Genomic DNA, 18,375 nt, shown 5'->3' on the forward strand with positions numbered 1-18,375 from the left:
TGTGAATAATTTGGCAGGATTGTATGAATCTCAAGGTAAATATTCAGAAGCTGAAAATTTAGCTAAACAAGCAACCCTTCCCGCATTTAATACAGAAACAGCGTTAACCTTACTAGAAAGAATAGAAAATAATCCTGAACTATTGTCATCTATTCAAGAATCTTTGCAACAGCAAACAGACGCATCTGATGACAATACATAAAAACAGGTTTACGATGCAATCATAAAATTGTCTGAATCAGGATATCCAGGATTATAGGATTTACAGGATGATAAGTGTCAAAATACTTGATAAATTATTAAAATCCTGAAGAAGATCATGCTTGAGTTAAATAAATATAGTGCAATTTTGTGGGAAACCCTCACAAAACTAATTTTGATTCGCGTAATTCATCATCATAGCAGTATGCACCTAAATGAAATATATCTTAAGCCCCCTCCTCGCTTGCGGGGAGGGGGTTGGGGGTGGGGTTCTTATATCTCACTCAACCGAGAACCACTATAACTTATCAAAAACCATTGAGAATAACTACAAAAACCATAAATAGAAAACTACTTAGATAGAAAATGACGCAATAATCAAAGTAAAATCCCTAAATGATCCATAACAATTACTCTTATACATATCATTCTATAAATCCTATAATCCTGGACATCCTGATTCAGACAATTATTCCCAAAGCATCAGATAACAATCCAGAAAAATACTCTCATCATCCATTCATAACCCATCACCAAAAAAAGATAATAAAGCTATTGACTTCTCATTTTAAATATGTTATCCTAAACTTGATAAGGAAGAACTGCCTCACAAATAGACAACTTGACTCTCCGCGCCTCTGCGTCTCTGCGTGAGAAAAAATCATAGTGATGCAGCCCAAGCAGTAGGTTTCAAGAAAAAATCAGAACGGAAACGTCCCACCAAAAAGAAAACCGAGTAGATAGACAAGGATATTCTGATGATCTTAGAATGAGCGATCGCACTTATATTTTTTCTAAGATCAAAAAGTAGTGATATGGGAAAGTAGGATCAACATATTCTTCCCTCACTATCAAACCAGCTTTAGCAACAGATTCCAAAAACCGCTTTTTAGGATATCCTTTCAATCCCAATTCCCAATAATGTTCATCACAAAGTGGTGTTGTACTCCAAAATTGGGGAATTTCCCAGAGTAAATGTCTGGCTTTAAGTAGAAAAGAAGTTTTGATTTGCAATGACAGATATTGAGTAGTATTGGGAATCGAAATTACCAAATATTTCTTAGTAACTGCGGCGAGTTTTTGCAATGCTAATTCAGATTTTTCGTAAGGGAAATGTTCTAATACCTGAAACAGAACAATTGCATCAAACTTATCTTTTGGTAGTATAAAGTCCGCCGTCAAATCCAAGATTATATCTGGTTTGAGACTGGGATCAATATCCGCAGTAGTTACATTATAATTACTTTGTCGGAGTATTTCTGTAAGCAAAGAATTAAAAATACCAATTTCTAGAACATTTTTAACCTGACTACCCAAGGAAAACAATAACCGCGACTGATGATGATAACTAATAAATCTTTCCTTGGAAAGATATTGCGAACTTGTAATCCCTAACGAAGAAATCAATTCCATAGAAAGCCCCCTATTTACTAATGAAAATTCATTTAAAGTTTAGCGTTGGATAATGGCGGTATGAAAACTAAAAATTCCCTTTCTCAAACTCTTTGCGCCTCTGCGTGTTAGCGAAGCGGGGCGAAGCCTGACAAATTCATACTTTCATTCAGCAACGCCTAAACTTTTTTACTAAAACTTAACCCAGTTTCAGCCTTATCAATGATGATAGTATCACCAGAAACAAAAGTATTTTCCAGTAACTTCGTAGCCAGAGGATTTTCTACCTCTCGTTGAATTGAGCGTTTTAATGGACGTGCGCCATAAACTGGATCATAACCAGCTTCCACAAGATGATCACAAGCGGCTTGAGATATCTCGAAAGAGATTTTTTGTTCTTTGAGCAGATTTTCCACCCGTTTAAGTTGAATACGGATAATATGCCCCATTTCTGAACGATTAAGAGCGTGGAAAAGAATTAAGTCATCTATGCGGTTGAGAAATTCGGGACGGAAGTGACTTCGCAAACCTTCCATCACCTTATTACGCATTAAATCATACTTGGAATCATCCCCAGATACATCCAAAATATGTTCACTACCAATGTTGCTAGTCATAACTATGACAGTATTCCGAAAATCTACAGCCCGTCCTTGGGAGTCAGTAACTCTACCATCATCCAATACCTGCAATAAAATATTAAATACATCGGGATGGGCTTTTTCCACTTCATCTAACAGCACCACAGAATAAGGATGTCTGCGAATCGCTTCCGAAAGTTGTCCCCCTTCTTCATAACCAACGTATCCGGGAGGCGCACCCACTAAACGGGAAACCGAGTGTTTTTCCATGTACTCGGACATATCCAAACGCACCAAAGCATCATCCGAATCAAAGAGAAATTGAGCTAAGGCGCGGGCGAGTTCGGTTTTACCCACTCCAGTTGGTCCCATAAACAAAAATGAACCAATAGGTCGCCCAGGGTCTTTCATCCCTGCACGGGCGCGACGAATCGCCGCAGAGACAGCGGAAACGGCTTCTTCTTGACCAATTACCCTTTCATGCAAATGACTTTCTAATTGCAGTAATTTTTGCCGTTCTGATTCCAAAAGGCGATTGACGGGAATTCCTGTCCATTTAGCGACAATTTCGGCAATATCGGCTTCGGTGACTTGTTCGCGCAACAAAGTCGAACCTTGGGTTTGCATTTCTAAAAGTTTCGCTTCTTTAACTTCTCGTTCTCGTTGCACACCTTCTAACTTACCGTACTTCAATTGAGCGGCTTTGTTTAAGTCATAGTCTCGTTCTGCTTGTTCAATCTGCACCCGCATGGCATCTTCTTCTTTCTTCAACCCGCTGATAGATTCTAAAATATGCTTTTCCCCTTGCCATTGTTCATTAAATATTTGCTGTTTAACTGTTAAACTGGCAATTTCTTGTTCAATTCGTTCTAATCTTTCCCTGGTTGGAGAAATACTCTGTTCTTCTCCAGATAATGACAGCTTTTCCATTTCTAGCTGCATTAAACGCCGGTCAATGGTTTCTAATTCCGCAGGTTTGGATGTAATCTCCATTTTCAATTTCGCTGCGGCTTCATCAACTAAGTCTATCGCTTTGTCTGGTAAAAAGCGGTCAGCAATATACCGCGCTGATAAGGTTGCAGCAGCGACTAAAGCGGAATCGGAAATTTTAACATTATGATGCACTTCATAACGTTCTTTTAAACCTCGCAAAATCGAAATTGTATTTTCTACTGTTGGTTGATCTACATATACTTGTTGAAATCTTCTTTCTAATGCTGCATCTTTTTCAATAAATTTGCGATATTCATCTAAGGTAGTTGCCCCAATACAACGCAATTCACCCCGCGCCAACATTGGCTTAAGTAAGTTTCCGGCATCCATTGAACCTTGTTGATTAGAACCAGCCCCGACAACGGTATGCAGTTCATCAATAAAGAGGACTACTTGCCCATTTGATTCCGTAACTTCACGGAGGACATTTTTTAAGCGGTCTTCAAATTCACCTCTATATTTTGCTCCTGCAATCAAGCTACCGATATCCAAGGAAATCAATTGGCGGTTCTTCAAAGATTCAGGAACGTCGCCATTCACCATTCTTTGGGCTAAGGCTTCAGCGATCGCAGTTTTGCCAACTCCAGGCTCACCAATTAATACAGGGTTATTTTTACTACGTCGAGATAGAACCTGGATTACCCGGCGAATTTCATCATCTCTACCAATAACTGGATCTAATTTTCCCGCTTTTGCCTGTTCTGTCAAATCTCGTCCAAATCTTTTTAAAGCTTCCTCTTGCACATCCGCTTCTGCTTTTGGAGATGCTTTGATTTGGGGAGTAGCGCGAACCGATTTAACCCCAAGTTCTACTTGAGCAATATCTATATTTAAGCTTTTAAATAATCTTCTACCAACCCGTTCATCATTACCAAACGCTAAAATTATATGCCCTTCTGAGATTTCCTCCTCTCTCATTTTGGCTCTAATTTCATCGGCTTTGTCTAAGAGTAAATCTAAATTCCGCCCCAGGTAAAGTTGATCACTTTTTCCAACCTTTGGTTGACGTTGGGTAAAAGCCTCTAGTTGTTGTTTGAATCGGACTGAATCAACTTCCGCACGGGTGAGAATGGCTGTAGCTAGGCTGGTAGGCTCTTCTAAAAGGGCGATAATTAAATGTTCAACTTCTAATTGTTGTTGTTTATAAGCACGAACCACGTCTTGGGATTTTGTTACCGCTTCCCAGGCTGTATCAGTAAATTTATCAGGATCTGTAGGCTGCATTTGTAAAATTTTAGATTTTAGACTTGTAATTTAAGTTTAGGGGGGAATTGGGTAATGGATAAAGAAGTTATCTTCCTACCCTCTACCCTAAATTATTCTGGAGTTTTTAATTGAATCAATTCAACTTTATAACCATCTGGATCTTCCACAAAAGCAATTACCGTTGAACCATGTTTCATTGGTCCTGGTTCTCGGACTACTTTACCACCCAGTTGTCCAATGGTCTCACAGGTAGCGTAAATATTATGCACACCCAAGGCGATATGACCATAGGCACTACCTAAATCATACTTTTCTACGCCCCAGTTGTGGGTGAGTTCTAAAACTGAATGATCACTTTCTTCTCCATAACCGACAAAAGCCAGGGTAAATTCTCCCGCTGGATAATCTTTCCGGCGGAGTAACTTCATTCCCAATACATCACAGTAAAATGTTAAGGATTCTTCTAAATTACCGACGCGAAGCATTGTGTGTAGTAATCGCATATTTACCCTTTGTTTAATTCCTGTATCTTATATTCTATAGGGAATTTCCACGAAATCTGCGTTTAATTCTGCTTTTAATTGCTCAACCGTTGGTAACTATATATTAACTAATTTCAGCAACGGCTTGTGGTAAAATTGATTTTAATTTCAGATGGAGGAAATAATTATGATTTCATCACCTTTGATATTACATTTTCCCTCATCAGTGCAAATGACAGATGATCAATTTTTTGATTTCTGTCAAGAAAACCGTGATTTACGCATTGAGAGAAATAGATTTGAAAATATATTAATTATGCCACCTGTTGATTCAGAAACGGGAAATCGAGAATTTCATATTATTGGACAGTTAGCAATTTGGTCAGATGAAAATGGTACAGGAATTGGCTTTTCTTCCAGTGCGGGATTTACACTTTCCACAGGTGCAATACGTTCTCCTGATGCTTCCTAGATAAAGTTAGCAAGATGGGATCAACTTACACCTGCACAACAAAAGAAGTTTGCACCTGATTTTGTGATTGAATTAAGGTCTGCTTCTGATAACTTGTAACCTTTAAAAGATAAAATGCAGGAATATATGCAAGAACCAGGAATCCAATTAGGTTTATTAATTGACCGTAAAAATCGCCGAGTTTATATTTATCATCCTGGAGAAATAGAGGAATGTTTAGAAAATCCTGATACTGTGAGTTGTGAATCTGTTTTATCAGGATTTGTTTTGGATATGAATAAAATTTGGTAAACCAAATAAACGGAAGGAAATTATTATGCTTTCATCTCCCTTAATGTTACAAATGCCTTCATCAATGACAGATGATCAATTTTTTGAATTTTGTCAACTAAACCGTGATTTACGGATTGAGAAAAATAGATTTGGAGATATATCAATTATGTCACCCGCAGGTTCAGAAACAGGAAATAGAGAAGGTAGAATTATCCAACAATTAATGAATTGGACAGATGAAGATGGTACAGGAATAGCATTTTCTTCTAGTACAGGATTTACACTGTCTACAGGTGCGAAACGTTCTCCTGATGCTGCTTGGGTAAAGTTAGAAAGATGGAATCAACTTACACCTGCACAACAAGAGAAGTTTGCACCTATTTGTCCTGATTTTGTGATTGAATTAAGGTCTGCTTCTGATAACTTGCAGCCTTTAAAGGATAAAATGCAGGAATATATACAAGAACCAGGAATCCAATTAGGTTTATTAATTGACCGCAAAAATCGCCGAGTTTATATTTATCGTCCTGGACAAGTAGAAGAGTGTTTAGAAAATCCTGATACTGTGAGTTGTGATCCTATTTTACCGAGGTTTGTGTTGAATATGAGTAAAATTTGGTAGTGATAAAATTGCGAGTGAAAGGAAGCAATCTCTTGACAACCGATAAACCACCTAACGCAAAAATATCTCAAAACCCTTATTCCTCTGTGTCCTCTGCGCCTCCGTGGTTCGTTAATCAGGATAATTTATTTCTTGGAAGTCCCTTACTTAAAAAACAGCTTAGGAACGCAAATTTAATAACCTGCAATTCTGACTTAACCTGAAATGGTGCGTTACGCTGTCGCTAACACACCCTACTTTTGCACTTTATTTAATTCATATTTCTTACCTCTCTACAGACAAGTAAAAAGGTACTTTAAATCTTTAAAAAGGCGTAATAGAGAGTGATTTAACTTTTTTAGTTCCTCTTGGTGGTGAAAAGGTAAAAGTCTGGGGAGTGACATTAGGATTTGCGATTCTATTGAGGATTTTTTCTGTTAATAAGATATCTAATCCTTCACTTTTACCGACTAACTGTACTTGTTTGAGGTTAGCATTGTCTGGTTGCACAAAAGCACTAAATGTAAATCCCTCTTTAGCATCTTTGTAATGATAGACATAGAAAGAATTAGTATCTACAGTAGCCTGATTTCCTTTAATTACTCCATCAATAGCCGAAATAAGATAAGACAAAACATTTTTATCTGATAAATTACTATTAGCAATCTGTTTTCTTTCTTTAGCAGGAATATTTAAAAATGCTGAGGATGATATACTCATAAAAATTCCATCCCCTGATTTATCGAACTTTTGATAAGTAGTGACAGTATATTGCTTTAAATCAGGTCTGTGAATCCAAACCTGTTTACCGTCCGAAACTATTACAGTCAAAGGTTTGATTTCACCTGTAGTTCCTACAGTAGCGATTTCTGAGCGAAACTTTTGATCTGACTGGACAATGGTTTTGGTTTTGAGGTTGATATCAGCATTCACACCTTGACCACCTACTTTGAATTTTAGCTCTGATTCGGTGAGATAGCGATCGCTCTGCAAAAAGCCAGTAATAGCCTTAACCAGCAAGACTAAATCTATTTTTTCTGTAGTCTCATTGGTGGTTGTGGGTTGGAGAGGAGTATTTTGAGGTGGGATAGCATTGACAGCACCACCCAGAAGAGTAATAAGGCTGACAAATGCGATTGTGGATATAGTCAGTTTCATAAGTAATTTGTGATTAAAAGTCAATCATAAACTAGTATTTTATACATTTTGCCAATCTTATACCACATTTTGTGCTAACTCTCCTTCGTGGTTCATTTTTCCCCTAATTAACATAAAACAAAGACGCAGAAAAAACTCTCTGCGCCTTGTGCGTCTCCGCGTGAAAATATTACCTTAAACCATCTCAGCAGTTTGCTGCGCTTGAGGCTGGAACATAAACAGAGAATAAACCACATCACGGCGGATATTCACCATCATATCCAAGAACAACTCATAACCCTCGCTCTTATACTCAATCAGCGGGTCTTTTTGCCCATAACCACGCAAGCCAACCGACTCACGCAAAGCATCCATTTGTTGCAGATGCTCCCGCCATAAAGTATCTATGCGTTGGAGAATAAAGAACCGTTCCGCTTGACGCATTAAACCTGGTTGAATTTGGTCAATTTGCGATTCCTTCATATCATAGGCAATTCGCGCCTGTTCATGGAGGAAAGCCTTAATTTCCACCACCACCATATCCTCCAATTGGCTAGACTGCATATCAGCCAACAGGTAAACAAACTCCTTCACCTTATCCACCAACTTATCCAATTCCCATTCTTCCGAAGGTAAATCAGGGTTGATGTAATAATCAACAATGTCATCCATCGTTTTTTCCGCGTATTTAACCACCTGTTCCTTCAAGTCTTGACCTTCCAATACCCGGCGACGTTCCGCATAGATCGCCCGACGTTGGTTATTCATCACCTCGTCATACTCAAACACCTGTTTACGGATGTCGTAGTAATAAGTTTCGACCTTTTTCTGTGCGCCCTCTAAGCTGCGGGTTAACATTCCCGACTCAATCGGCATATCTTCTTCCACTTGGAAAGCATTCATCAAGCCGGCAACGCGATCGCCCCCAAAGATTCGTAATAGGTTATCCTCTAAACTGAGGAAAAATCTGGTAGTTCCTGGGTCGCCTTGTCTTCCCGCCCGTCCGCGTAATTGATTGTCAATCCGTCTTGATTCGTGACGTTCCGTTCCAATAACGTGCAAACCGCCACGTTCCACCACTTGATCATGTTCGCGGACAGTAAATTCTTCATATTCATGCTTAACCTGCTGGTAAGCTTCCCGCAACTTCTGAATTACCACATCATCTGTCGGGGCTTTTTCCGCCGCCACAGCCACCTTATCTTCTGCTTCCAACTCCGGTAAACTCCGTTCACCGTAAGCCTTAACAGCCACCTCTACAGCCGCTTTTAAAAGCTGTTCTGTTTCCTTGGTTAATTGAGTGGGGAAAATTTCTGGAGAAGCCCGCCAAGTTTTCACCTTTTTACCAGGAACAAAGCCTTGTCCACCACCGCTACCACCCATAGGTAGTCCCGAAGCCCTTTGTACGCCAAATTCATCATCTTCAGGGCTGACAATGCGGGGCATAAAGTATTCCCGTAGTTTCAACCGCGCCATATACTCGGAATTACCACCCAGGATAATATCTGTACCCCGTCCTGCCATGTTAGTAGCGATAGTTACAGCCCCACTGCGTCCAGCTTGGGCAATAATTTCCGCTTCCCGTTCCACATTTTCTGGTCTAGCGTTAAGCAACTCATGGGGAATATCTATTTCCTTGAGGAGTCGGCTGAGAAGTTCGGATTTTTCGACACTGGTTGTCCCCACTAACACAGGTCTACCATTTTCGTGCATTTCGGCACATTCTTTAGCGATCGCTCTCCACTTCCCTGGTTCAGTCTTAAACACCATATCAGACAAGTCTTCCCGTCTTCTAATCCGGTTAGTGGGAATAATCGTGACTTCTCGTTTGTAAATCTTTTCAAATTCCACCTCTTCCGTTTTTGCAGTTCCCGTCATTCCCCCCAATTTGGGATATAGCAAAAATAAGTTTTGATAGGTAATTGTCGCCAAAGTTTGGGTTTCTGGCTGAATTTCTACGTGTTCCTTCGCTTCAATTGCCTGATGCAACCCATCACTCCACCGTCTGCCCGGTAATACCCGACCTGTAAACTCATCCACAATCACCACTTCATCATTGCGGACAATATAATTTACATCCTTAAGAAACAATTCCTTGGCTTTAATCGCATTAAACATAAAATGCGCCCAAGGGTCTTCCGGGTCAAATAAATCTGTCACACCCAACTGACTTTCTGATTCAGCAAAACCCTCATCTGTCAAGAGAACGTTACGATCCTTTTCATTAACTTCGTAATGATCATCTTTTTTGAGACTAAAAGCAATTTCCGCCGCTTGCAGGTATTTTTCTGTCGGTCTTTCCACCTGACCAGAAATAATTAATGGAGTTCGCGCCTCATCAACTAAAATCGAGTCTACCTCGTCAATCACACAGAAATTAAACGGACGTTGCACCACCTCAGCCATAGATGTAGCCATATTATCCCGGAGATAATCAAAGCCAATCTCGCTATTGGTGACATAGGTAATATCACACGCATAATTTTTTTGGCGCTCGCTGGGGGTCATAGTGGACTGAATTAGCCCCACACTTAACCCCAAAAACCGGTGTACCTGACCCATCCATTCCGCGTCCCGACGCGCCAGGTAATCATTCACAGTAATTACGTGGACACCCTTACCAGTCAGGGCATTTAAATAACTTGGTAAGGTAGCTACCAAAGTTTTCCCCTCACCAGTTTTCATTTCGGCAATTTGTCCAGTATGCAGAATTATCCCACCCTGTAATTGCACATCAAAATGTCGCAATCCTAAGACACGCCGCCCCGATTCCCGAACCACAGCAAAGGCTTCCGGTAAAATATCATCTAGAGTTTCGCCTTTAGCCAACCGTTGTTTAAACTCGACGGTTTTAGCTTTTAACTGTTCATCAGATAGCGGCTTAATATCTTCCTCTAAGAGGTTAATTTCTGTAATGTAAGGTTGGTATTTTTTAAGTTTACGAGCGTTGGGATCGCCCAACAAAAGTTTTAGCATGGCAGTTTATAGAATTAAATCAAGGGAAATAGAGATTTAAGCTTTAGCTATATAATTATAGACTTTGAATGTCACTGGTCATTGGTCATTGGTCATTGGTCATTGAGAAAATTCTTCCTCCTGAACTCCTGATAGCGCAGCGTGGCGTTAGCCATACTCCTGAACTCCTAACTCTACTCCCATTCTGCACTGAGGCTGCGGAAATTATACTTATCAGCCCCAATATGACAACTTACACAACTACTCATAGTTGCAGGTTTGGGTAATTTGACACCGGGATGCAAAGCCTTAAAATAACGAGAGTCCTTGAGACGATAGGGTGTTGCTTCCTCTTGTAGTTGTACACGGGAAAATGTGTAAAGATATTTTGATACCAAAAGATGTGAAAACTTATCTAAGGGCTTAATTTGTGCGCCATAGTGCTGGGAGTCCTGTAAAAGATTTTTCCAAGTTTGGCTAGGAAATACAGCAGGTGGTAATGCGATGTGACAAGATGAGCAGTTTTCTAAATACAGTTCTTGTCCTGGTTGATATTGTGCTGGTATGACATCAACAGTCCCAATTGAGTCCACCGGGTTTGCACTGTGGGCGCTAGTGGCGAATCCCAATATCCAGCCTATAGCCACACTCCAAGCAAAAATCACCAGCATCACCATAAGTAGTTGGCGTTTTAGTCGGCGGTGGGATTTACTTTTAACTAAATTTGGCATAGAGTTCTCAATTTGACTATTTATTTGCAGTGGGTAGGGGAAAAGTTCCTAAAATCTCATCAACTCCAGCGCCTCTGGTTTCACTATCACTGACCCAATCATTATTATCATCTGTAAAATTTACTCCAGCTTGAAAATAACATTGGAGTTGTATCAATTGCTGATCTTTTGATATTAAAAAGTTGAAATCTCCCCCTTTTGTGGAACATTCAAATTGAGCTTTTTTAACTTGATTACTGTATTGTTTTTGTAGATATTTAGCATAGGGTGGATCGGTGGGTAAGGGTGTTAAAAATTTATTTTCATTTCCGGGGATAGGTAATGTACCTAAATAAGCTCCAAAACGACTACCATTTTTGGGTTTTTTAGCATCCCAACAGGTAAAATAGATTTTTTTATTTTCATCATCAATTACTAAGCTAATAATGTTATTCCGTGGACATTCTTTGTTATATTTTTCAATATATTCTGGATAAAATTTAGTTAGTTGTTTCCATAGGTTTTCACATTTTTGCTTTCCGCAAGATCCTTTAATAATTCGCTTTTGGGGTGTCTTTCCTAATGCAATTTCTGAATTAAATAATTCTAAATTCACTAAAGGAATAACTAATGATGTAATGATGGGGAATAAAAGAATTAAGTTGTTTAATTTCATATAAATGTAGTTGTAAACACTTTGGTTGTCTATTTTTTGTTGCGTTTCCTTGTTACCAGTTTCCAGCTTCTATGTCTACTAGAACTATTTAAATGGGCATGATAATTTATCAGTAAGCTTATAATCTTTTTTTAATCATGCACAAATATTCATAAGCTTTCTAAATAGCTTAAAAGGTCTGCCATTTCTTGGACACTAGGCTGGAATTTGGGCATGGGGGGAGTTTCACCGCTAGTTACTTGATGAATCAGTCCATAGCGGGATTTATATTTGGAGATTTCATGTAAACTTGGACCAACTAGTCCGGTTGCGTCTAAACCATGACAACCAGCACAGTTGATTTGAAAAATAGCTTTCCCCTGGACTGGGTTGCCTTGACGGGATAGAACACTTTTAACATAAGGATCGGAGGCTTTGACGATTTCCATCCCAAATAGGATTAATGGGAGGGCTATCAGTATCGCTACGATGAAGATAACGATCTGTTGAATGAGGGTTTCAGGTTTGATTAGCTGGTTATCCAAAAGGTTTGCTTTGACAATGTGCAAGTTTTCATTTCCTACACATAGCTTAAAATTTCTTGATTGTGTTCGCAAGTACAAATGATAATTTTTATCTAGTATTTATATTTTAATCTATATTCGTGATACAATCAGATTGTCAGCAAAGACATTAAAAACCTACCGGGGGACTCTCGGAAAGTTACGCTTGTCAGAGATGATTCTGCCAGTAATGGCAAACAGGATCAGGGCAAGAACCCAAATATTTAAGGAACCATGCCTGAAGCTGGGATAATTGAGAGATATAGACTGAAACTCTCTATAGAATCCCCGCGTCTTTATACCGGGGAGTGTCAAATTTAAAGCTACTATGGAACGCGGGATTAATGCAAAATTTGGTAAAATGAAAAATAGGAATCAAATCTTTCAATAATTGCAACAAGGAGCTTTACAGTGGTTGAACCCCTACTATCAGGTATTGTGCTTGGTTTAGTTTTTGTGACTTTAAGCGGTTTATTTTACGCTGCCTATAGACAATATAAGCGTCCTACAGAATTGGGCGGCTGATATTGATTGATGAGTTGGGAGTGAGGAGTATTGCCTTTACCATAGACCTCTTGCCTCAGTCCTAACACCCGCCTCAGAATTCATTCTGAGGCTAATAAGTAATTAGACAAAAATATTTATATTTACAGTCATTGCGAGCGAAGAGAAGCAATCACAACCCTTGGAATTGCTTCATTTTACTTCGTTTCATTCCCAATGACATTGTGTAATTAATTCTGTCTCACTACTTAGCAGAAGTCTTCTAAAGAAGACTGCTAAGGGAGTGCGTGGAGTATGTCACTCTATTTATTCTGAACTTCTGCAACTCCTGACTCCTGAATTCTTTCTTGATAAAATGTCAAAGCGGTTTTACCATAGCTTTTTTGACGACAGATTTCCCAGTTGGGGATAGTTAGTGGTGTCCAATCTTGGTAACGATGTTCGACTGCTATTTCTCCCTGGGAATCTAAAAGCTGATATTGAGCGATCGCTTGTAATACTGGTTCATATAATCCACTAGTATAAGGTGGGTCAAAATATATTCTGTCAAATTTTTGACCTGATAATTTTTTTAACTGTTGAGTAATATTTCCCCGTAATAGCTGAAATTTCTGTTCTGGTTTGGCTACCTGTTGCCAATTTTCTTGGATGATGGCACAGGCTTGACTTGATTGTTCAATGCCAATCACGACACTGGCTTCTCTGCACAAAGCCTCCGCACCCATAGAACCACTACCGGCGCACAAATCTAACCAGCGACAACCACTGATTCTCCCCTGCCAAATATTAAACAATGCTTCCCGGACTCGCGCACTGGTAGGTCTGGTATGTTCACCTGGTAAAGTTTTAAGCAGACGATTCCCGTAAATTCTTAGACTCATTATTCAATTTTAGATTTTGGATTTTGGATTTTGGATTGACCCTAGAGAGAAATAGGACCATACCATCAAGATCATCCGATTTTGGATTTTGAGTAAATAAACACCTGAAAATATTGCAAACTTTTGTTAAGCAAAAACTTTTTCACGGACTTGAGCCACAAAATTAGATAGAATTTGCAATCCCACATTTGATGATTTTTCAGGATGGAATTGGACAGCCATGAGATTTTCATGAGCGATCGCTGCTGTAAAACTTTGATCACCATGAGTCACAGTTGCCGCCTGCACTTGGGGATTTGTCGGTTCAACATAGTAAGAATGCACAAAATAAACCCAAGGATCTATAGGTAAATGTTCCCATAAAAGGTTTTTTGGCTGGTTGAGTTGGAGTTGATTCCAACCCATGTGGGGAATCGTCATCCCCGGTTCAGAACGAAACCGGCGGACTTTTCCTGGCACAATTCCTAATCCTGGTAACGTTCCTTCGGCACTGGATTCAAACAAAATTTGTAATCCTAAACAAATACCCAGGAACGGTTTGCCAGAGGCGATCGCATCTTTAATCGGTTGTTCCAAACCACGCGATCGCAAATGTTGTACCGCCGGATCAAATGCTCCCACTCCTGGTAAAACTATAGCATCTGCTTTTGCCAACTCTTGAGAACAATAAGTAACCAGAGGAGTCGCCCCAGCTTTTTCTAATCCTTTGCAAACAGAGTGCAAATTTCCCATATCGTAATCAACAACTGCAATCACTGCCATTTAGCTGCTCCTTGTAAATTTATGAGGGAGGGCTTTTAATTATTCTAATTCTAATTATTATTTATAATGCAAAAAAAAATACTATTAACTTCTTTTGACATTTGGTTAAGCCAACAAAAGTCAAATTCATCCGATGACTTGTTACTCGCACTAGCCAAAATGGCTTCACTCTCCCATGATTTAAATTTTTTGCCCCGTTTACCTGTAGATGTGCAACTGGCAAGTTCCCGCGTCATTGCCAAAATCAATGAACTCCAACCAGACTACATTATTTGTTGTGGCATGGCGGAAACTCGTTCCCAATTAAGCGTAGAAGTCCTTGCCCGTGGTACAGGCATCTTGCCTGTAAAATCTCCAAATTCTCTCGACATCTTGCCTCAAGAGTCTATAAATTCCCCCGAAAATATTTTCCAAACCAGCGTTGATCTCGAAAAATTATTAGTCCAAACAGCAGCAGTTGAGATTAGCTACGACTGTGGTAAGTTTGTCTGCGAGGGACTTTATTATTCAGTCTTAGACTATTTACACCAGTCCCAACTGTCAATTAAGTGTATTTTTGTTCATGTCCCAATTTTGAATCCAGAAAATTCGCTAGAGATAATTGCCGATTTCATTTTGATCATGAATAACTTGGCACTTCTCTAGAGAGATTAACGTCTGTTTAAACAAATTTACTGAGTATTATGTTGCCACTATTACTTGCTTTCACCCTTGCTCAAGCTGTTCCTGCCACGCCACCACCAGAAGAAATATTACAAATACAATCAGTACGTCCTTTACCGGGAAAATTGGATTCATTACCAGTATTTAACAGCAATAGTCCAGAACTGGTATCAGAAGAAGGAATTTTACTTTCTACCTTTCCAGCAACGGGAAAAAAAGTCCCATCAGCCCATTTAGATTTTCCCTTGCGCGGACAGTTTGATATTTTTGCCCATCATATTGCCAAAGCTGACCCACCGGAAAATTTACGTTCTTTGTATTTGGGCATCATCTTACATAACCCTGGTTCTCAACCAGTGGCAGTAAATATATTGCAAGGTGCAAGTTATTTAAGTCAACCAGATGCCCCGTTTAAGGAAATAGCATCTTTAATTCCCAATGACTTAGGCACAGTTTTTTCTGGTCCTGGGAGTCGGGTTATGTCTGATATTTTGAGAGGGAAAAGACAAGATATTTTTCCTCCCCAAATTGTTATTCCCCCAGGGAAAAGCCAGATGTTATTAAATTTACCCATTCCCGTTCAAGGATTAACACCCCCTTTAAATGGTCGGTCTACATATTTACGACTGCGAAGTAATGGTAATGTTTATGCTGCTAGTTTAGCGATGTTTGCCCGCATAAATACTGACGGTAGTGAACGTGCGCCGAATTTATCAGAATGGCAAAATTTATTAGATAATGGTGAATTATCTACCCCTAGAGATAAAGTCCCCACAACCATCACAGGAAACAACAAACCGACAATTTACGGGCGTGTAGCCGGAGTATCTAAGGGTTCTCGATGGTTAGCAGATATAGTAGATGAACCTAAAAGCAAGTATTTAACTATTCCTCAACCTGGTGCAGCCTTTTCCTACGGTTTGAGTACCTTACATGGGGGAACATTAGGCACAAATCAAATTCAAACCGCACCGATGTTAGTGCGTTATCCTGACACCGCTTATTACGCTCATGGCAATTATGGGATTCAATATAGTCTCAAGTTACCTTTATACAACAATACTCAAAATCCACAAACTGTGAGTGTTGCGATTCAAACTCCACTCAAAGAAAATCAATTAAGTAAACCTGGACTCCGCTTTTTTAAGTTACCGACTCGTCAAATCTTTTTCCGAGGAACTGTACGCTTACGTTATCAAGATCAGGGAAAATGGCAAAATAAATTTGTGCATTTAGTTCAGAAGCGCGGTGAATTAGGAGAATCATTAGTCTCATTAGATATAAAACCAGGAAATACATCTTTAGTCCAAGTAGACTTTCTGTATCCACCAGATGCTTCACCACCACAGGTTTTAACTGTGTCAACTCAAGCCAAGTAGTTCAACATAACCAAGTCATATCCCCGACTTCTTAAAGAAGTCGGGGATATTTATCTTTGGGGATCTTTTTGTTTATAGTGGGCATCATCCGACAAGAGATTTTTTGATCAATTAGATATTACTCCAGGTGTTTGTCATACATTATTAGCTCTTGTTACTTTTCGGACATCCTCCCAAGAGGCACTAAAACTACTACAACTACTGAAACTAATAAGTAAGAATTTTATCAAAAATATCATACAAAAAGCCGTAATTATGACAATATCTTTTTGATGGAATTTCGGTTATCGTCATTTGATAATCTTCGTGTCGCTTCTTGCTTTTTAGATTTAGAGATTTCCAATTAAAAAAATATCCCAAAATTTCCTGTTGATAGCGTAGTGTGGCGTTAGCCATAGTATGTCCATCCCGCAAAATTGGATACCGTTCGCGGAGCGTCCTGGAGGAACCTGGTGCTGCTGCAAGCGGTTCATCTTTTTTGTGGAGTTATCTTAAATCCAGTGTTCAATCTCATACTTCAATTTGGTAACGCTAAAATTCTTTATCGAGAAAATAAACATGAATAAAGACAGGATAGAACTAGCTAAAGAGAATTTAACAACGCATAAAGAAAATATGCGAAAGACGTTAGAACATCGCTTACAATTAGCCAAAGCGCAGAATGATGAAAACCTATCACGTCAGTTAGAAGCGGAAATGAGAGAATACAGCGAAAATCCTGAACCTTCTGGCATTACAATTGATTCTCTTGGGTTTCTACGCATCTTTAAGACTATTCTTGCTCCAAAGAGGGGAAAATAGTAAATAAGCTCTCGCTGCTGCCAATTGCATCATGATCCCTTTGGTCAGCGCGACCATGAATTGTAAAGTTCAGGATATTTTCATAGCAATTGCCAAAAATTACTAATTTAACGAAGTTAAGGACAATTGTCTCAAGTTAATTTTTTTTCACATAAGGCTACAACCAAGTTGTACAATGATTGCCAAAATTGTTATTGAAGAACTTTGCTTAACTTCGTTAAATTCGCACATACTATCGAGAATTTGAGCAATAATGAAGCTCTTCAGATTAAACTTCAGTGTCTAATCTAAAATTCTTTGTTAGGATAACGAAAATGAGTATAAAAAGAATGGAATTGGCTAAACAAACTGCAAGAAAGCATCAAGAAAATATCCAAAAAATCCTAGAACATCGCTTGCAAGTAGCGAGAACGCAGGATAACGAAAACCTATTGCATCAGTTAGAAGGGGAAATGAGAGAATATAGCGAATACCCTGAACCTTCTGGCATTAAAATTGATTCTCTTGGGTTTCTACGCATCTTTAAGACTATTCTTGCTCCAAACAGGGCAAAGTAGTAAATAAGCTGTCGGGGCTGCTAAGTAGGTGAACACAATAAAACCAAACTGTGTAAAGAAATGTAAAATCGCCCAAACCCTCTTCACTCTTGCCTCTTGCATGAGTGCCTTTTGCCTTGCCATAACGACAATTTTCAACACCAACCTACTTATACTCAAAACGGCTAGAAGCTGGACTTTTTTATCATACAAAGAACAAGTTCAAAGCCTCTCCCCGTTGAGGGGAGAGGCTAGGGGTGGGGTTTTATGGCAACCCATAGGTGTCAACTTAAGCTCAAATCTCTACCACATCTCGTTCCTAGTCTCTGACTAGGAATGCAGTTGATGAGGCTCTGCCTCTAATAACTCAATTTGCTAGTTATCTCGTTGAGGCTGGTAATTGGTAATTGGTAATAGGTAATAGGTAATTGGTAATAAAAGCTCTGGTTTCATCCTGTTCATCCTTTAATCCTGGATATTATCTCGACTATGGCTACGCCACGCAGGCTATCGCTCGATAACCACCTGATTCTGACAATTTACCTACAGCAATTTCCAATCATATAAGGTACATCTTAGCCCCCTCATCGCTTGCGGGGAGGGGGTTGGGGGTGGGGTTCTTGTTCCG

The 18,375-nt window shown here is 39.3% G+C and carries 18 protein-coding genes and 1 pseudogene; 8 read left to right on the top strand and 11 right to left on the bottom strand.

Annotation, left to right across the window (positions count from 1 at the left end; genetic code table 11):
• Nucleotides 1–202 (top strand): tetratricopeptide repeat protein (locus tag FJR37_RS00815; RefSeq protein ID WP_168465033.1); only part of this gene is annotated, 202 nt, incomplete at its 5' end.
• 782 nt (nt 203–984) lie between these two features.
• Here the strand turns inward: FJR37_RS00815 and FJR37_RS00820 are convergent.
• The 3 genes from FJR37_RS00820 to gloA form a co-directional block, all read right to left on the bottom strand.
• On the bottom strand, nt 985–1,614 hold the full coding sequence (locus tag FJR37_RS00820) for a methyltransferase domain-containing protein (RefSeq protein WP_039204377.1): 630 nt from the start codon (nt 1,612–1,614) through the stop codon (nt 985–987).
• Nucleotides 1,615–1,772: 158 nt separating this feature from the next.
• Nucleotides 1,773–4,391, bottom strand: a complete 2,619-nt coding sequence (clpB, locus tag FJR37_RS00825; RefSeq protein WP_168465034.1) for an ATP-dependent chaperone ClpB — start codon at nt 4,389–4,391, stop codon at nt 1,773–1,775.
• Nucleotides 4,392–4,483: 92 nt separating this feature from the next.
• Nucleotides 4,484–4,876, bottom strand: a complete 393-nt coding sequence (gene gloA / locus FJR37_RS00830; protein WP_015080233.1) for a lactoylglutathione lyase — start codon at nt 4,874–4,876, stop codon at nt 4,484–4,486.
• Nucleotides 4,877–5,042: 166 nt separating this feature from the next.
• Between gloA and FJR37_RS00835 the strand changes: the two are divergent.
• Nucleotides 5,043–5,618: pseudogene (locus FJR37_RS00835) on the top strand (Uma2 family endonuclease).
• Between the two features lie 25 nt (nt 5,619–5,643).
• Nucleotides 5,644–6,222, top strand: a complete 579-nt coding sequence (locus FJR37_RS00840) for a Uma2 family endonuclease (protein WP_039204374.1) — start codon at nt 5,644–5,646, stop codon at nt 6,220–6,222.
• Between the two features lie 303 nt (nt 6,223–6,525).
• Here the strand turns inward: FJR37_RS00840 and FJR37_RS00845 are convergent, their stop codons facing one another.
• The 5 genes from FJR37_RS00845 to FJR37_RS00865 form a co-directional block, all read right to left on the bottom strand.
• Entirely contained in the window at nt 6,526–7,359 is an 834-nt protein-coding gene (locus FJR37_RS00845) for a hypothetical protein (RefSeq protein ID WP_168465035.1), read from the bottom strand.
• Between the two features lie 174 nt (nt 7,360–7,533).
• Nucleotides 7,534–10,314, bottom strand: coding sequence for a preprotein translocase subunit SecA (secA, locus tag FJR37_RS00850; protein WP_039204139.1), 2,781 nt, complete (start codon nt 10,312–10,314; stop codon nt 7,534–7,536).
• Between the two features lie 173 nt (nt 10,315–10,487).
• The gene (locus tag FJR37_RS00855; RefSeq protein ID WP_039204137.1) at nt 10,488–11,024 is read right to left on the bottom strand and encodes a cytochrome c; all 537 of its coding nucleotides are present in this window, start codon (nt 11,022–11,024) and stop codon (nt 10,488–10,490) included.
• Between the two features lie 16 nt (nt 11,025–11,040).
• The gene (locus FJR37_RS00860; RefSeq protein ID WP_168465036.1) at nt 11,041–11,679 is read right to left on the bottom strand and encodes a hypothetical protein; all 639 of its coding nucleotides are present in this window, start codon (nt 11,677–11,679) and stop codon (nt 11,041–11,043) included.
• Nucleotides 11,680–11,828: 149 nt separating this feature from the next.
• The gene (locus tag FJR37_RS00865; RefSeq protein ID WP_039204151.1) at nt 11,829–12,203 is read right to left on the bottom strand and encodes a cytochrome c; all 375 of its coding nucleotides are present in this window, start codon (nt 12,201–12,203) and stop codon (nt 11,829–11,831) included.
• A 429-nt stretch (nt 12,204–12,632) separates the two neighbouring features.
• Here FJR37_RS00865 and petG point away from each other — a divergent pair, with 429 nt between their 5' ends.
• Nucleotides 12,633–12,746 carry a cytochrome b6-f complex subunit V gene (gene petG / locus FJR37_RS26700; protein WP_015078754.1) on the top strand — a complete coding sequence of 38 codons (114 nt, stop codon included), beginning with the start codon at nt 12,633–12,635 and terminating at the stop codon, nt 12,744–12,746.
• Between the two features lie 281 nt (nt 12,747–13,027).
• On the opposite strand, the gene rsmD is transcribed toward petG, so the two are convergent.
• Together rsmD and hisH are read right to left on the bottom strand one after the other, a co-directional pair.
• Nucleotides 13,028–13,606 carry a 16S rRNA (guanine(966)-N(2))-methyltransferase RsmD gene (gene rsmD / locus FJR37_RS00875; RefSeq protein ID WP_168465037.1) on the bottom strand — a complete coding sequence of 193 codons (579 nt, stop codon included), beginning with the start codon at nt 13,604–13,606 and terminating at the stop codon, nt 13,028–13,030.
• 126 nt (nt 13,607–13,732) lie between these two features.
• Nucleotides 13,733–14,368, bottom strand: a complete 636-nt coding sequence (gene hisH / locus FJR37_RS00880; RefSeq protein WP_027402806.1) for an imidazole glycerol phosphate synthase subunit HisH — start codon at nt 14,366–14,368, stop codon at nt 13,733–13,735.
• Between the two features lie 66 nt (nt 14,369–14,434).
• On the opposite strand from hisH, the gene FJR37_RS00885 reads away from it, so the two are divergent.
• Nucleotides 14,435–15,013: a peptidase C15 gene (locus tag FJR37_RS00885; protein WP_168465038.1), complete on the top strand. Its 579-nt coding sequence runs from the start codon at nt 14,435–14,437 to the stop codon at nt 15,011–15,013.
• 38 nt (nt 15,014–15,051) lie between these two features.
• Nucleotides 15,052–16,410 (top strand): DUF3370 domain-containing protein, encoded by a 1,359-nt coding sequence (locus FJR37_RS00890; RefSeq protein ID WP_168465039.1) that lies wholly within the window; start codon nt 15,052–15,054, stop codon nt 16,408–16,410.
• A 207-nt stretch (nt 16,411–16,617) separates the two neighbouring features.
• On the opposite strand, the gene FJR37_RS00895 is transcribed toward FJR37_RS00890, so the two are convergent.
• Nucleotides 16,618–16,806 carry a hypothetical protein gene (locus FJR37_RS00895; protein ID WP_168465040.1) on the bottom strand — a complete coding sequence of 63 codons (189 nt, stop codon included), beginning with the start codon at nt 16,804–16,806 and terminating at the stop codon, nt 16,618–16,620.
• A gap of 162 nt (nt 16,807–16,968) precedes the next feature.
• Between FJR37_RS00895 and FJR37_RS00900 the strand changes: the two genes are divergently transcribed.
• Complete coding sequence (locus FJR37_RS00900) at nt 16,969–17,211, top strand: hypothetical protein (RefSeq protein ID WP_168465006.1); 243 nt, start codon at nt 16,969–16,971, stop codon at nt 17,209–17,211.
• 314 nt (nt 17,212–17,525) lie between these two features.
• Entirely contained in the window at nt 17,526–17,768 is a 243-nt protein-coding gene (locus tag FJR37_RS00905; protein ID WP_053541094.1) for a hypothetical protein, read from the top strand.
• The last annotated feature ends 607 nt before the right edge of the window (nt 17,769–18,375 follow it).

Origin of the sequence: Aphanizomenon sp. UHCC 0183, assembly GCF_009712065.1 — a bacterium.
GTDB classification, from domain to species: domain Bacteria; phylum Cyanobacteriota; class Cyanobacteriia; order Cyanobacteriales; family Nostocaceae; genus Dolichospermum; species Dolichospermum heterosporum.

What these genes read in the sequence shown, in the direction of transcription:
- FJR37_RS00890 (WP_168465039.1), top strand. Translation starts at nt 15,052, where the DNA reads ATGTTGCCACTATTACTTGCTTTCACCCTTGCTCAAGCTGTTCCTGCC.
- hisH (WP_027402806.1), bottom strand. Translation starts at nt 14,368, where the DNA reads ATGGCAGTGATTGCAGTTGTTGATTACGATATGGGAAATTTGCACTCT.
- FJR37_RS00905 (WP_053541094.1), top strand. Translation starts at nt 17,526, where the DNA reads ATGAGTATAAAAAGAATGGAATTGGCTAAACAAACTGCAAGAAAGCAT.
- FJR37_RS00820 (WP_039204377.1), bottom strand. Translation starts at nt 1,614, where the DNA reads ATGGAATTGATTTCTTCGTTAGGGATTACAAGTTCGCAATATCTTTCC.
- clpB (WP_168465034.1), bottom strand. Translation starts at nt 4,391, where the DNA reads ATGCAGCCTACAGATCCTGATAAATTTACTGATACAGCCTGGGAAGCG.
- FJR37_RS00885 (WP_168465038.1), top strand. Translation starts at nt 14,435, where the DNA reads ATGCAAAAAAAAATACTATTAACTTCTTTTGACATTTGGTTAAGCCAA.
- gloA (WP_015080233.1), bottom strand. Translation starts at nt 4,876, where the DNA reads ATGCGATTACTACACACAATGCTTCGCGTCGGTAATTTAGAAGAATCC.
- secA (WP_039204139.1), bottom strand. Translation starts at nt 10,314, where the DNA reads ATGCTAAAACTTTTGTTGGGCGATCCCAACGCTCGTAAACTTAAAAAA.
- FJR37_RS00855 (WP_039204137.1), bottom strand. Translation starts at nt 11,024, where the DNA reads ATGCCAAATTTAGTTAAAAGTAAATCCCACCGCCGACTAAAACGCCAA.
- FJR37_RS00900 (WP_168465006.1), top strand. Translation starts at nt 16,969, where the DNA reads ATGAATAAAGACAGGATAGAACTAGCTAAAGAGAATTTAACAACGCAT.
- FJR37_RS00845 (WP_168465035.1), bottom strand. Translation starts at nt 7,359, where the DNA reads ATGAAACTGACTATATCCACAATCGCATTTGTCAGCCTTATTACTCTT.
- FJR37_RS00860 (WP_168465036.1), bottom strand. Translation starts at nt 11,679, where the DNA reads ATGAAATTAAACAACTTAATTCTTTTATTCCCCATCATTACATCATTA.
- FJR37_RS00840 (WP_039204374.1), top strand. Translation starts at nt 5,644, where the DNA reads ATGCTTTCATCTCCCTTAATGTTACAAATGCCTTCATCAATGACAGAT.
- FJR37_RS00895 (WP_168465040.1), bottom strand. Translation starts at nt 16,806, where the DNA reads ATGGCTAACGCCACACTACGCTATCAACAGGAAATTTTGGGATATTTT.
- rsmD (WP_168465037.1), bottom strand. Translation starts at nt 13,606, where the DNA reads ATGAGTCTAAGAATTTACGGGAATCGTCTGCTTAAAACTTTACCAGGT.